Source organism: Actinocatenispora sera (assembly GCF_018324685.1).
GTDB lineage: Bacteria > Actinomycetota > Actinomycetes > Mycobacteriales > Micromonosporaceae > Actinocatenispora > Actinocatenispora sera.
Genome location: NZ_AP023354.1, coordinates 2,690,731 through 2,706,135 on the forward strand (window position 1 = coordinate 2,690,731; position 15,405 = coordinate 2,706,135).

General features: G+C 75.9%; 6 protein-coding genes. 4 read left to right on the plus strand and 2 right to left on the minus strand.

What is annotated here, in order from left to right:
• Positions 1–2 precede the first annotated feature (2 nt).
• From Asera_RS12905 to Asera_RS12920, 4 genes are read left to right on the plus strand one after another with little or no spacing between them, the layout of a single operon-like run.
• A complete protein-coding gene (locus Asera_RS12905; protein WP_051802088.1) occupies positions 3–1,442 on the plus strand; it encodes a beta-ketoacyl [acyl carrier protein] synthase domain-containing protein in 1,440 nt (479 codons plus the stop codon).
• A complete protein-coding gene (locus tag Asera_RS12910) occupies positions 1,432–6,768 on the plus strand; it encodes a type I polyketide synthase (protein WP_030445691.1) in 5,337 nt (1,778 codons plus the stop codon). Before Asera_RS12905 ends, Asera_RS12910 begins: the two co-directional genes overlap by 11 nt.
• Positions 6,765–9,866: a thioesterase domain-containing protein gene (locus tag Asera_RS12915; RefSeq protein WP_084131237.1), complete on the plus strand. Its 3,102-nt coding sequence runs from the start codon at positions 6,765–6,767 to the stop codon at positions 9,864–9,866. Before Asera_RS12910 ends, Asera_RS12915 begins: the two co-directional genes overlap by 4 nt.
• A complete protein-coding gene (locus tag Asera_RS12920; RefSeq protein ID WP_035296162.1) occupies positions 9,859–13,215 on the plus strand; it encodes a non-ribosomal peptide synthetase in 3,357 nt (1,118 codons plus the stop codon). Before Asera_RS12915 ends, Asera_RS12920 begins: the two co-directional genes overlap by 8 nt.
• Before the next feature lie 94 nt (positions 13,216–13,309).
• On the opposite strand, the gene Asera_RS12925 is transcribed toward Asera_RS12920, so the two are convergent.
• Both Asera_RS12925 and Asera_RS12930 read right to left on the minus strand, forming a co-directional pair.
• Positions 13,310–14,425: a hypothetical protein gene (locus Asera_RS12925; RefSeq protein ID WP_051802087.1), complete on the minus strand. Its 1,116-nt coding sequence runs from the start codon at positions 14,423–14,425 to the stop codon at positions 13,310–13,312.
• 80 nt (positions 14,426–14,505) lie between these two features.
• Complete coding sequence (locus Asera_RS12930; RefSeq protein ID WP_030445687.1) at positions 14,506–15,282, minus strand: class I SAM-dependent methyltransferase; 777 nt, start codon at positions 15,280–15,282, stop codon at positions 14,506–14,508.
• Positions 15,283–15,405 lie beyond the last annotated feature (123 nt).

Genomic DNA, 15,405 nt, shown 5'->3' on the forward strand with positions numbered 1-15,405 from the left:
CGATGAGTGACGACGGAATCGCGATCGTCGGCATGGCGGCCCGGCTGCCCGGCGCCGCCGACGTCGCGGCGTACTGGGACAACCTGTGTGCCGGCATCGACACGACGCGCCGGTACTCCGCCGACGAGCTGCGCGCCGCCGGGGTCGGCGACGAGCTGCTGGACGATCCGCGGTACGTGCGGGCCGGCGGCTACCTGCCCGGCATCGAGGACTTCGACGCCGAGTTCTTCGGCTACACCCCGGCCGAGGCGGCGCAGATCGACCCGCAGCACCGGCTGTTCCTCGAGGTGGCCTGGCACGCGCTGCAGGACGCCGGCGAGCAGCCGGGCCGGCTCGACGCGCCGGTCGGGGTGTTCACCGGCACCTCGGTCAACCGGTACTTCCTGCGCCACCTGTACCGGCCGGAGCTGCTGGGCGCGGCGGACGAGCCGATGCCGCCCGGCCACGCGCCGGACTACCTGCCGCTGCGCACCGCGTACAAGCTGGGGTTGACCGGCCCGGCCGTGGCGACGCAGGCGGCGTGCGCCTCCTCGCTGGTCGCGGTCTGCCTGGCGGCGCAGAGCCTGCTCGACTTCCGGTGCGATCTGGCGATCGCCGGCGGATCGTCGGTGGCGGCGACCACGCCGTCGGGCTACCTGGCCGGCGCCGGGCTGTCGCCGGACGGCACGATCCGCGCGTTCGACGCCAAGGCGCAGGGCACCCGGTACGCCAGCGGCGCCGCCGGCGTGGTCCTCAAGCGCTGCGAGGACGTCACCGACGACCGGGTGTACGCGGTGCTGCGCGGCTGGGCGGTCAGCAACGACGGCGCGCGCCGCGGCGGCTTCGCGGTACCGGGGGTGGCCGGGCTGGCCGACGCGGTCGCCGAGGCGCTCGCCACCGCGGACCTGTCGCCGGCGGACATCGGGTACGTCGAGACGCACGGCAGCGGCACCCCGCTGGGCGATGCGATCGAGGTGCGCGCGCTGGGCTCGGTGTTCGCCGGCGCGGCGCAGCCGTGCCTGCTCGGGTCGGTCAAGCCGAGTATCGGCAACCTGGACGCGGCCGCCGGCGTGGCCGGGCTGATCAAGGCGGCGCTGGCGGTACGCGACGGGGTGGTGCCGGCGAGCCTGCACTTCGACGCGCCGCACCCGGACGTCGACCTGGCCGCCGGCCGGTTCGAGATCGCCGCCGACACCCGGGAGTGGCCGACGCCCGGCCCGCGGTACGCCGGGGTCAGCGCGATCGGGCTGGGCGGCACCACCGCACACGTGGTACTCGGCGAGCCGGCACCGGCCGACACGCCGCGCCGCGCGCCGCTGCCGCCCCAGCAGTTCCACCGCCGGCGGCACTGGATCGAACCGGTGCAACGGCGGCGGGACCGAACCGGCGACGGGATCGACACGCAACGGGATCGAGCGGCAACGGGGACCGAGCCGAGATCGGAGGTCGACGATGACCGATGACGATGTCGAACGCATCGCGCTGGTGGGGTTGGCCTGCCGGGTGCCGGGCGCCCGGGACGCCGGCCAGTTCTGGTCGAACCTGGTCGACGGCGTCGAGTCGATCCGGTTCTCCACCCGGGACGAGCAGCTCAAGCTGGGGTTGCCGGTCGAGATGGTGGACCACCCCGACTTCGTCGCCGCCGCACCGGTGATCGACGACATCGAGTACTTCGATCCCGGTCTGTTCGGGATGAGCCGGCGCGAGGCGGACGTCGCCGACCCGCAGCACCGCCTGTTCCTGGAGCTGTCGCACACCGCGCTACAGGACGCCGGGTACGACCCGGCGCGCTACGACGGCCTGGTCGGTGTCTACGCCGGTACCGGCGCCACCGACTACCTGTGGAAGAACGTGCGGGCCAACCCGAAGCTGGCGGATGCGGCCGGCAACCTCGCGGTCAACATCGGCAACAACCCCGACTACGTCGCCACGCTGGTGTCGTACAAGCTGAACCTGCGCGGGCCGAGCTTCACCCTGCACACCGCCTGCTCCACCTCGATGGTGGCGATCCACCTGGCCTGCGAGGCGCTGCGCAACGGCGAGTGCGACATGGCGCTGGCCGGCGGGGTGTGCATCGAGCTGCCGCACGGCGGCGGCTACATCGCCCAGGACGGCGGGATCACCGCGCCGGACGGGCACTGCCGGCCGTTCGACGCCCGCGGCGCCGGCACCCTGTGGGGCAGCGGCGGCGGCGTGATCGTGCTCAAGCGGCTGTCCGACGCGCTGGCCGACGGCGACGACGTGCGCGCGGTGATCCTGGGCAACGCGATCAACAACGACGGCGCGGCCAAGGTCGGCTTCTCCGCGCCCAGCGTCGAGGGGCAGACCGACGTGGTCGCGCAGGCGCTGGCGATGGCCGACATCGACCCGCACTCGGTGTCCTATGTGGAGGCACACGGCACCGCGACCGCCCTCGGCGACCCGATCGAGGTGGCGGCGCTGTCCGCCGCCTACGGCGCGCAGGCCGACGACGCCGGCTGGTGCGCGCTGGGCTCGGTCAAGTCGAACATCGGCCACCTGTCCCAGGGCGCCGGTGTCGCCGCGGTGATCAAGACCGTACTCGCGTTGCAGCACAAGCTGATCCCGGCGAGCATCAACTACGAGACGCCGAACCCGGCGATCGACTTCGCGACCAGCCCGTTCTACGTCAACGCGGTGCTGTCCGGCTGGCAGACCGACGGCGGGCCGCGCCGCGCCGGGGTCAGCTCGTTCGGCATCGGCGGTACCAACGCGCACGTGGTGCTGGAGGAGGCGCCGGCGCCGGCCACCCCGGTGGTACCGGGACCGGTGGAGCGGGTCGAGCTGATCCAGCTGTCGGCCCGGTCGCAGGCGGCGCTGGCGACCGTGGTCGACCAGCTGTCCAGCCGGCTGGCCGAGGCGCCGGAGACGTCGCTGGCCGACGTCGCGCACACGTTGCGGGTGGGCCGCGAACCGCACCCGTACCGCACCGTCGTGGTGGCCGAGGACGCCGCCGGCGCGGTGCGGGCGCTGGGCGATCGCAAGCGGCACAACGACCGCGTCGGGAAGGTCGCGCCACAGGTGGCGTTCCTGTTCTCCGGGCAGGGCGCGCAGTATGCCGGGATGGCGGCGCAACTGCGGGCCGCCGAGCCGGTGTTCGCCGCCGCGGTGGCCGAGTGCGCCGCGGTACTGGGTGCCGATCCGCTCGCCGCCGACGCCGAGACGCTGCAGCAGACGCGGCACGCGCAACCCGCGCTGTTCACGGTCGAGTACGCGCTGGCGCGGCTCTGGGAGTCCTGGGGCGTGACGCCGGCCGCGATGATCGGCCACTCCATCGGCGAGTACGTGGCGGCCACCCTGGCCGGCGTGTTCGCGCCGGCCGACGCGCTGCGGCTGGTCGCCGCCCGGGGCCGGCTGATGCAGTCGGTACCGCCGGGCTCGATGCTCGCCGTGCAGCTGGCCGCGGACGAGGTCGCCGCGGCGCTGCCGCCCGGGCTGGACGTCGCCGCGGTGAACGGTCCGCGCACCTGCGTGGTGTCCGGGCCGAACGAGCTGATCGACGCCTACGCCGAATCGCTCACCGAGCGCGGTATCGGCCGCCGGCGGCTGCGTACCTCGCACGCTTTCCACTCCGCCTCGATGGATCCGGTGCTGGGGGAGTTCACCGAGCTGGTGGCCGCGGTGGAGCGGCACGCGCCGCAGCGACCGTACCTGTCGAACCGCACCGGCGACTGGATCACCGCCGAGCAGGCCACCGACCCGGCGTACTGGGCGGCGCACCTGCGCGATCCGGTCCGGTTCGGTGACTGCGTCGCGCGGCTGCGCGCCGACGGCGACTGGCTCGCGGTCGAGTGCGGCCCGGGCAGCCAGCTGGTCGGGCTCGCCCGGATGCAGACCCCGCGCGAGGCCCGGCTGCCGGTGCCGAGCCTGCCCGGCCCGGACGGTCGGCAGGGCGACCTCGCCACCCTCTACGCGGCGGCCGGCCGGCTCTGGGCCGCCGGCATCGAGCTGCCCGGGTTCGGCCGGCCGGGGCGGCGGATCCCGCTGCCCACCTACCCGTACGAGCGCAGCTACCACTGGGTCGACCCGGCTCCGTCGGCGGCACCGGCACCCGCCCCGGCGCCGGTGGATCGCGGCATGGCGCAGTGGTGCAGCGTTCCGGTGTGGCGGCAGCTGCCGCCCGCGGTCGACCCGCCGGCCGCGCCGCGCTACCTGCTGCTGGCGGCCGGCGAGCCCGGCGAGGCGCTCGCCGCCGCGCTCGGCCCGGACACCGTCCGGGCGCCGGCATTGGGTCCGGCCGACCGCGCCGGGTACTCGGCGTTGCTCGCCGAGCTGGCGGCCGGTTCCGGTGTGCCGCAACGAATCGTGCACGCCTGGACGTTGGCCCCCGGCGCCGGGGTGGACGCCGCGGTGCACAGTATCGTCGCGCTCGGCCAGGCGCTCGCCGAGGCGGCACTGCCCGGCCCGGTGCACCTGGACGTGGTCACCGCCGGTACCCGGGCGGTGCTGGGCGACGACGTGACCGATCCGGTCGCGGCCGGTGCCGCGGCGGCCGCCTGGTCGCTGCCGACCGAGCTGCCCGGCGTTGTCACCGTCCGGCACGTCGACGCGGCGCACCCGTCGGAGGTGGCCGCGATCGCCGCCGAGCTGCGGGTACCGCCGTCCGGCGAGTACGCGCAGACCGTGGCGCTGCGCCGCGGCCGGCGCTGGGCGCCCGAGTTCGAGCCGGTACCGCTGCCGGCCGGTGTCGGCGAGCTGCCCGACCGCGGTGTGTACCTGATCACCGGTGGTACCGGCGGGATCGGCGGCACCGTCGCGGAGGATCTGGCCCGCCGTTGCCGGGCCCGGATCGTGCTGCTGGCCCGTACCCCGTTGCCGCCGCGCGAGCAGTGGCCGGCGCGCTCCGGCGGTACCGACCGGGCCGGCCGCACCCTCGCCGCGATCGCGCGGATCGAGGCCGCCGGCGGCCAGGTGCTGCCGGTCGCCGCCGACGTCACCGACGCCGCCGCGCTGCGGGCGGTGCGCGAGCGGATCCTCGCCGAGTACGGCCGGCTGGACGGCATCGTGCACGCGGCCGGCGTCCCCGGCGGCGGGCTGATCGCGATGAAGACCCGCGAAGCGGTCGAGGCGGTGCTGGCCCCCAAGATCGCCGGCACCCGCGCGCTGGCGGAGGTGTTCGGTGCCGACGACCTGGGCTTCGTGGCGCTGTGCGGGTCGGTGACCGGCGTGGTCGGTGGGCTCGGCCAGGTCGACTACGCCGCCGCCAACGCCTACCTGGACGCGGTGGCACATCACGGCGGAGGCTTCGGCTGCCCGGTGCTCAGCGTCGACTGGGGCGCCTGGAGCGAGGTCGGCATGGCCGTGGAGACCGCGCGCCCGGCCGCCCTCGGAGGTCCCACCGCCGGCTCGCCCGCCGCCGGCGGGTCGGCTGGGGAACCGGGCGGTTCGGCGAGGGCGGTGGCGCACCCGGTGCTGACCGAACGGGTCGACGACGGCGCGACCCGGGTGGTGCGCGGACGGTTCGGGCCCGGCAGCCACTGGGTACTCGGCGAGCACCGTATCGCCGGAGTGCCGGTGCTGCCCGGCACCGGGCACCTGGAGCTGGCCCGGGCGGCGTTCGCCGCGGCGGTACCGCCGCCCGACGCGCGCGCGGTGGTGGAGCTGCGCGACGTGGCGTTCGTCGCGCCGCTGTCGGTACCGGACGGTACCGACACGGCGGTGCAGGTGCGGCTGCGTCCCGGCGACGGCGGGTACGACGTGGCGATCGCCACCGGCGACACCACGCACGTACGCGGGACCGCCGCCTGGGTGCACGCCGACGCGCCGGCGCCGGTCGCGGTGGCGCAGCTGCGCGAGCGGCTGGGCGCCCGTACCGAGGTGACGAGCCACCGGTCCCGGTCCGGGCTGGTCGAGTTCGGTGGCCGCTGGCGGAACCTGCGGGCCGCCCACCGCGGTCCCGGCGAGGTGCTGGCCCAGCTGGTCGCGCCGGCCGAGGTGGCGGCGGAGCTCGCTGACTGGCCGTTGCACCCGGCGCTGCTGGACGAGGCGACCAGCCTGCTCGACGTCGAGGGCGGGTCGTTCCTGCCGCTCGGGTACGGGCGGATCACCGTGCACGCGCCGCTGCCCGCGCAGCTGTGGGCGTACCTGGTCGGGCAGCCGGGCGACGAAATCACCACCGCCGACATCCGGCTGGTCGACGACGACGGCCGGGTCCTGGTCGACATCGCCGACTTCATGCTGCGCCGGGTCGACCCGGCCGCCATGGCCACCGCCGTCCGCGCCACCCCGGCCGCAGCGCCCGCCGACCGCCCGCCGGCAGCCTCCGCCACCAGCCCGACCACAGGCGCCGCCGGCCCCGGCTCGGCGGGCGGCATCTCGCCGGCCGAGGGGGCCGAGGTGTTGTCGCGGCTGCTCGCCGGCGGGCTAGGACCGCAGGTCGCGGTGTCGGTACGGCCGATGGACGAGCAGTTCGTGGCGGCCGCGGCGACCATCGAGACGCTCACCGGGCCGGTCGACGACGACGCCGGGGCGCTCGATGAGGGGGCGGCACCCGGTACCGCGCTGGAGGCGCAGCTGGCGGCGATCTGGGCCGACGTGCTCGGCGTGCCGGTGGTCGGCCGCGACGACGACTTCTTCGACCTGGGCGGCAATTCGTTGGTCGCGGTGCAGCTGATCGGCAAGGTACGCACCGCGACCGGGGTGAAGCTGCCGATGCGCAGCCTGTTCGAGACGACGACCGTCGCCGGCATGGCCGAGCTGGTCGAGCAGCGCCGCGACAGCGCCGCCGCGGCACCCGCCCCGGCGATCCCGCGCCTGGCCCGGCCCCGATGACCGGCACCGGCGGCGCGGTGGACGGCTGGTTCCCGCGGCCGGTGCGCCGCGCCGGCGCCACCTGGCAGCTGTACTGCCTGCCCTACGCTGGCGCCAGCGCGAGCGCGTTCCGCCGCTGGCCGGCCGCGTTCGGCGCCGAGGTGGAGGTCGTGCCGGTCAAGCTGCCCGGCCGGGAGGGTCGTTACGCGGAGCCGCTGACGCTGGATCCGGTCGCGATGGCGGACGCGATCGTGGCCGACGCCGGCCCGCGATTCGCCCTGTACGGCCATTCGCTCGGCGCCCGGCTCGGCTACGAGGTGACCCGGGTACTGGTCGAGCGCGGCGACCGGTTGCCGGAGCGGCTGTTCGTGGCGGCCGGCCGGCCGCCGGACGAGCGCGGCGACGGGCCGCTGGACAACATCGCCGGGCTGCCCCGCGACCAGCTCGTGGCCCGGGTCGTCGCGGCCGGCGGGATGCCCGCCGAGCTGCTCGACGCGCCGGACCTGATCGACCTGCTGCTGCCGGTGCTGCGGGCCGACCTGGCCTGGCTGGAGGCGTACCGGTACGAGCCGCGGCCGCCGCTGCCGGTCCGGGTGACCACGTTCGCCGGTGAATCCGACGTGGCCGTACCGCCGGGGCAGCTGGCCGGCTGGCAGCGGCACACCGATGCGGGGCTTCGGGCCCACCGGGTGCCCGGCGGTCACTTCTTCCTGCACGACACGCTCGACCGGCTCGCCGCGCTGATCCGCGCCGACCTGCACACCGCACGCACCGGCGGGATGCCGTCCCACGCCGCACCGCGGCGGCCGGCGGGGCACCGGGTGCCGCTGGGGGAGACCGGGTGGTCGGTGTGGCGGGACGCGCTGCTGCGCGGTACCGGGTTCCCGGCGGCCGGACTGGACCGGTTCGCCGCACCGGACCTGGCCGCGACCGCCGACCCGCTGATCAAGCTCGACCCGCAGCGGGCGGTCACCGACGCCGGTTTCGTTGCCGCGTACCAGCAAGCGGTCGAACGAGGCTCGCAGGTGGCGGCCGAGCTGGCCGCGGATCCGTTGCTGCGCGAGGCGGTCGGCTGGCAGAACCGCAACGCGCTGACCGGGCTGGACCACCTGCTGCCCGGCCGCGGCACCGGCCGCCCGTCGAAGCGGCGCGAGCGGGAGACCGCGCTGATCCGCTACTGGCAGCGGTACTGCGGGAAGAACGACACGATCGGCTTCTTCGGCCCGACCTGCTGGGTCACCGTCGACCCCGAGCTGCCCGAGGTTGCCGTGGTCGAGCCGGGCAGCGGGCTGACCCGCCGCCGCCGGGTGCACTACGAGACCTGGGCGCTCGACGCGTACGCGCAGCGGCTGGCCGACGATCCGGCCACCCGGCGCTGGCTGCCGGTGGTTGTCTCGCCGGAGATCCACTGGGACGGGCGGCTCGCGTACCGGCCGGCGCAACCGCCGGTGCCGCTGTCCGCGGCGGCCGCGGCGGTGCTGTCGGCGGCCGACGGCCGCCCCGCCGTCGAGGTCGTGGCCGAGCTGTCGACCGCGCCGGAGTCGGCCCTGCGCCGGGACGAGGACGGGTACCTGCTGCTCGACGGGCTGGTGCGGCAGGGGCTGCTGCGCTGGGGTGCCGACCTGCCGCTGCACCCGGACGCCGAATCCGTGCTGCGGCTACGCATCGCGGCGATCGGTGCCGAGCCGGAGCGTTCCGCCGCGCAGCGCGGGCTGGACCGGCTCGACGCGGCCCGCGACGCGGTGGCCGCCGCGGCCGGCGACCCGGACGCGCTGCGCGACGCGCTCGGCGCGCTGGCCGAGACGTTCGAGGCGGTGACCGGTCAGCCGGCGCAGCGCCGGGCCGGCCAGACCTACGCCGGCCGCGCGCTGTGCTACGAGGACACCGACCGCGACCTGAGCGTGGTGTTCGGCCGGCCGCTGCAAGACGAGCTGGCCGGGCCGCTGGACATCCTGCTGCGGGCGGCACGCTGGCTGACCGTGGCGCTGGCCGACGCGTACGGGCAGGCGCTGCACGAGCTGTACCGGGAGCTGGCCGCCGAGCCGGGCCCGGTGCGGCTGTCGGATCTGTGGTACCTGGCGCAGGGGCCGCTGTGGGGCGGCGGGGACCGCCCGGTCGACGCGGTCGCGGCGCAGTTCGCGGCGCGCTGGGCCGGCCTGTTCGGCGCCACCGGCGACGGTCCGGTGCAGCGCAGCGCGGCGGAGCTGGCGCCCGCGGTCGCAGCGGCGTTCCCGGCCGAGGCGCCGGGCTGGTCGGCCGGCTTCGTACACAGCCCGGACCTGCAGATCTGCGCGACCGACGTGGCCGCGTTGCGGCGCGGCGACTACCGGGTCGTGCTGGGCGAGATGCACGTCGCCTGGCCGACCTTCGACTGCGCGGTGTTCACCGAGTGGCACCGGGACGCCGACGCGCTGCGCACCGCGCTCGCCGCCGATCTCGGGCCGGGCCGGGTGCGGCTGCTGTACCCGCCGGACTGGCCGCGGCACACCGGCCGGGTCGCGCACAGCCTCGCCGACGCCGACGACGTGCACCTGGGCGTCGCGCCGGGCCCGGTCGCCGGCATCGGCGGGCACGTGCCGGCCAGCGGCATGCTGGTCGAGGAGCGGGACGGCGCGCTGGTCGCCACCGACCCGGCCGGCCGGCAGCGGCCGCTGGTGGAGGTGTTCTCGGCGCTGCTGGCGATGCACGCGGTGGACGGATTCAAACTGCTCGCACCGGCCGAGCACACCGCCCGGCTGTCCATCGACCGGCTGGTGGTCAGCCGGGAGACCTGGCGTACCACGGTGGATCGCAGCGGCCTCGCCGCCGCCCGCGGCGACGCCGCGCGCTACCTCGCGGTACGGCGCTGGCGCGCCGAGCTGGGTCTGCCGGAACGCGTGTACGTCAAGGTCGACACCGAGATCAAGCCGTTCTTCGTCGACCTGACCAGCCCGCAGTACGCGGTGGCGCTGTGCAACGCGGCGCGCGGGGCACGCACCCGGGCCGGCCGGGACGTACCGGTGACCGTCACCGAGATGCTGCCCACCCCCGACGAGTGCTGGGTGCCCGACGCGGCCGGCCAGCGCTACTTCAGCGAGCTGCGGCTGCAGATCACCGACGCGGAGGCGATCGATGGCTGACGAGAGTCTGTTCGCGCTGGTCCTGGCGCAGGCGCGGGCCACCCCCGACGCCATCGCGGTACGGCAGTGGGACCGGGCCGAGAGCTACGCGTCGCTGCTCGGCCGCGCCGGCGCGCTCGCGGCGACGCTGCCGACCGCCGGTACCGGGCTGATCGGGGTGTGCACCGAGCGCGGCGTCGAGATGGTCGTCGCGGTACTCGGGGCGCTGGGTTCCGGTGCCGGCTACCTGCCGCTGGACCCGGCACATCCGCGCGATCGGTTGCGGCACTTGGTCACCGAGTCGCAGGTGGACGCGATCGTGGTCGACGCCGCCGGCCGGGCCGCGCTGGGCCGGGTCGACGTACCGCTGGTGGAGATCCCGGCCGCGCCGCTGCCGCTGGCGGACGTACCGGCGGGGCCGCCCGGGCGCGACCGGCTCGCGTACCTCGCCTACACCTCCGGCTCCACCGGTACCCCGAAGGGCGTGCTGGTCAGCCAGCGCAGCGTGCTGGAGTTCGTCGACGCGTGCCGGGCGCTGACCGGCGCGACCGCCGCCGACCGGCTGCTCGGCCTCACCTCGCTGAGCTGGGACGCCTCGGTGATGGACCTGTTCCTGACGCTGACCACCGGCGCCACCGTCGCGCTGGTCGGCCACCGGGACCGGATCGACCCCGCACGGCTGGTCGGCTTCGCCGCAGCGCACGAGGTCACCTGGTGCGTGTGCACCCCGCCGGTACTGGCGCTGCTCGACCCGGTGGCGCTGCCGACGCTGCGCACGATCGTGGTCGGCGGCGAGGCGCTACCGCCGCGGCTGGTGCGACGCTGGCGGGACCGGCACCTGTTCAACGTGTACGGGCCGACGGAAACCACGGTGTTCGTGCTCGCCGCCGACCTGCACGGGGCGCCCGACGGGGAACCGCCGATCGGGGCACCGGTCGGTGCGCACGCCGCGTACCTGGTGGACGAGGCGCTGCAACCGGTCCCCGACGGCGAGATCGGCGAGCTGCTCATCGGCGGGCCCGGCGTGGCGTACGGCTACCTGAACGCGCCGCGGCTGACCGCCACCCGGTTCGTCCCGGACGCGCTGTCCGGCCGGCCCGGCGAGCGGCTGTACCGCACCGGCGACCTGGCCCGGCGCCGCCCGGACGGCCAGCTGGAGTTCCTCGGCCGCCGCGACGGCCAGGTCAAGATCCGCGGCCAGCGCGTCGAGACCGGCGAGATCGAGGCGGTACTGCAGGCGCACCCGGACGTGACCCAGGCCGCGGTGCTCGCCCTGCCCGGCCCGATCGGCCCCGAACTGGTCGCCTACCTCGCCCCCGCCACCGCGCCGGCCGACGGCGAACTCGTCGCGCACGCCGCCCGGCGGCTGACCGACGCCATGGTGCCCCGCCGGTACGTGCGACTCGACGCGCTGCCGTTCACCGTGGTCGGCAAGGTCGACCGGGACGCGCTCGCGGCGCTGACCACGATCGACCCGGCGGCGACACCGGCCGATCCGGTCGCCGCCGCCTGGGCCCGGGTGCTGGGCGGCAGCCCCGGCCCCGACGACGACTTCTTCGCCCACGGCGGCCACTCGCTCGCCGCCATGCGGCTGGTCGCCGAGCTGCGCGAGCTGTTCGCCCGCGACGTCACCGTCGAGGACGTGTTCGCCGGCCGCACCCCGGCCGGGATCGCCGCCCGCGTGGCCGCGGCCGGCCCGCTGACCGGGCCGGAGCCGACCACCGGGAACCCGCCCACGCTCTCGCCGTCGCAGCGCCGGCTGTGGTTCGTCGACCAGCTCGCCCCCGACTCCGCCGCCTACAACATCGCGTTCGCCGAACGCATCCGCGGCCCGCTGGACGTACCGGTGCTGGCCGCCGCGCTGCGCCGGGTCGCCGATCGGCACGACGTGCTGCGCTGGCGCATCGAGCAGCACGACGGCGTACCGCGACCGGTCTGCGACCCCAGCGGCGAGGTCCCGCTGCCGGTCACCGACGTCACCGAGGCCGAGCTGGACGACGTGCTGCGCGACCGCGCCGGTACCGTCGTCGACCTCGCCGCCGGCCCGGCCTGGCGCGCCGAACTGCTGCGGTTGGGGCCGACCGAGCACGTCCTCTGCCTCGTGTTGCACCACGCCGTCGCCGACGGCTGGTCCCAGTCGGTGCTGTACCGGGAGATCGCCGCCGGGTACGCCGGCACCGAAGCACCCCCGCTGCTGGCCAGGTACGCCGACTACGCGGCCTGGCGCGCCGACCGCGACGCCGAACGCGGCCAGGCCGACCTGGCCTGGTGGACCGAACACCTGGCCGGCGCGCCGACCGTGCTCGACCTGCCCCGCGACCGGCCCCGCCCACCGGTACAGACCTACGCCGGCGCGGTGCTCGCCGCGCCGCTGCCGGCCGCGGCCGACGCCGACGTACGGGCCGCCGCCGCGCGCCACGGCGCCACCCCGTCGGTGGTGGTACTCGCCGCCATCGGGGTGGCGCTCGCCCGGCTGACCGGCCGCGCCGACCACGTGGTCGGCGCCGTCGTCGCCGACCGCCGCCGCACCGCGTTCACCGACCTGGTCGGGTTCTTCGTCGACATCGTGCCGCTGCGGCTGCGCAGCGACACCGGCGCCAGCTTCGCCGACAACATCCGGTACTGCCTGGGCGAGGTGCTCGCCGCCGAGGCGCACCCGGGCGCCCCGCTGGAGGAGATCGTCGCCGCGCTCGGGGTGGCGCGCGATCCGTCCCGCGCCCCGCTGGTCCAGGTGCTGTTCAACGTGTTCAACTTCGCCGAGCCGCGGCTGGAGCTGCCCGGCCTGGACGTCACCCGGGTCCCGCTACCGGTGCCCGGCTCGCCGTTCGACCTCACCCTGTACCTGACCGAACGCGACGGCCGGTTCGTGCTGGAGGCCGCCTACAACACCGACCTGTACCGGCCGGAGCGGATGCGGGCGCTGCTCGACGGCCTGGTGCAGCTGATCGGCACGCTGGCCGCGGCGCCGGAGGCGGCCACCGCCGACGCGGGACCGCGGTTCGACACCACCGGCGTCACCGACGCGCCCGCGGCCGCCCCGGCCCGTACCGGCGGGTCGGCGGCACCGGCCACCGACACCGAACGGCTCGTCGCCGAGGTGTGGCAGGCACTGCTGGGCCGGACCGAGCTGGGCGCCACCGACAACTTCTTCGAACTCGGCGCGACGTCGCTCGCGATGGTCGAGGCCAGCAGCCGGATCGCCGCCCGCATCGGCCGGCCGGTACCGGTGGTGGATCTGTTCCGGTTCCCCAACATCCGGGCGCTCGCCGAACACCTGGACGGCTCCGCCGACACCGCGGCGCTCAGCCGCGCCCGGCAGCGCTCCGCCCTGCGCCGCCGCAACATCGCCCGCCGCCCCAACCCCCGCTGATGGGGCCGGGGCGGCGGCGGTGGTCGTGCCGTCCCGCGGCGTAGATCGCCGCGGCCGGCGACGCAGGGTGGTGTCGTTGCCCGGGTCGGACCCCCTAACCGGTGAACTGCGCGAGGTGCGTGAGTGGGGTGAGGGCCGCGACGGCCGCGTCGATCCGGGCTGCGGGGTAGGGCGTGGTGCGGCTGGTGCCGAACAGGTCCCAGTAGAAGTCGTTGACCGCGACCGTGACCGCCGCGTTCCGCCCGATCAGCGCCGCGATCCCCGGCGGCGCGCCGACCACCCGGGTACTGGCGGCGCAGCGGCGCAGGTAGTCGTTGCGCGCGGGCGTCCCGTCGTCGGCGAACATCGGCACCCCGCACACGTGCACGACCAGCCAGTTGATCAGCTGGCCCAGCGCGTGGGCGACGTCGTGGTTGCGGTGGGCCGCCACGAAGTGCGCCTCGGCCGCGGACAGGGTGAAGCCGGGCGAGGTCGCCAAACCCAGATCCACCAGGTAGAGCCGCTCGCCGTCGGTGCGGACGTTGCCGAAGTGCGCGTCGAAGTGCAGCAGCCCGGCATCGTTGAGGAAGCCGAGGTCGAGGCGCAGCCGCCGCTCCACCATGGCGGCGGCCGCGGCGATCGCCGCCGGCCCGGCCGCGAGCCGGTCGAGCAGCCAGTCGGTCAGGCCGTCCGGGACGTACTCCAGGAACAGCACGATGCTCGCCGATGCCGTGGCGGCCGCCTCGATCCGTTCGCGCACCGCCGGGGAGCCGTGCAGGAACTCGACCGCGCCGTCGACGTCGGCGAGTTCGTCGGTCAGCGGCGGGCTGCCGGGCAGCATCCGCCAGTGGTACAGCAGGGGGAACGCCTCGGTGCGCCGCGCGCGCACCCAGTCGGTGGTCATCGTGTTCGCGGCCACCTCCCGCCACACCCCGAACCCCGGGTGCCCGCCGACGCCGTACTGGCAGTACGTCGGCAGGTCGAACAGGTTCGCCGTGGAGCAGAGGTGCTCCGGGCGGCGTTCCCGGTCGCTGAGCGGGACCCGCTTGACGAACACCGGCGTGCCGTCGACCTCCAGCAGCGCCGAGGTACCGCCGATGCCGTGCGCCAGCGGCCGTGCCCCGTCCACCAGCCGTACCAACTCCTCGTCGGTCCGCGCCGAGAGCGTCTCGGTGACCGCGCCGTACCGCGCGATCCGGGCATCGAACCGGAGCGCCGCTGGCTTCGTCACGAGGTGGCTCCGATCGGTACGGGCGGGCGTGGTCCGGCGGCCCCGCGAAGCCGGGCCGCGTCGTGGTTCGGTGGCGAGGTTCAGGGCAGGGCGCGGATCAACACCAGGGAGCCGTGCAGTTCGCTCTGGTGCCGGAGCCGACCGTACCGGTCGTCCCAGGCGCCGGAGTCCAGCGCGGCGCGCAGCCGGTCGGTGTACCGCTCGGCCAGCGCGGGCTCGACGAAGCTCCAGGCCGAACAGGACTGCCGGGCGGCGGGGTCGAGCAGCATCTCCGGCCGCGCGTAGTACGCCTCGTTGAAGCCGTCGACGCAGTCGGCCGGGATCGGTACGGTCCGCACGTCGGCCCGGCCGCCCAGCACGGCGACGATGTCGTCGATCGCCGGGTAGCGGCGCGCCTCGGTGTCGAGCACGGCCGGCGCGTACTCGTACAGCCAGAAGCCGCGCACCCGGTCCGGGTCGCAGGTCAGTACCGCGACCGGCCCGCGGGCGACCCGGCGCATCTCGCGCAGCCCGGCCGCCAGATCGGGCCACTGGTGCACGCTGAAGGTGGTCATCGCGGCGTCGAACGCGTCGTCGTCGAACGGCAACCGCTCGGCCACGCCGTCGACCGCCTCGGCCAGGTGCGCCGGGCGCTGCGCGCGCATCGACGCGGACGGTTCGACCGGGGTGATGGTGAAGCGCGGCGACTCGTACGAGCCGGCGCCGGCGCCGACGTTGACCACGGTGCGGGCGCCCTCCAGCGCCTGCTCGATCAGCGCGGTGATCCGCGGCTCCGGCCGGCGGTAACGCGCGTACGCCACGCCGATGGCACCGTAGTCGGCGTCCCCGGCGCTCCCGTCGCTCGTGTGTGCTCTCATCGCGGACTCCTCCCCGCCGCAGCCGTCCTGTCATCCTCACGCCCACCGGGCCCACGTCGGCCCGTACCGTGTCGACGATCACGGCGCCCCGGGCCGGCCGCACCGATCACTGCCCCGCGCCGG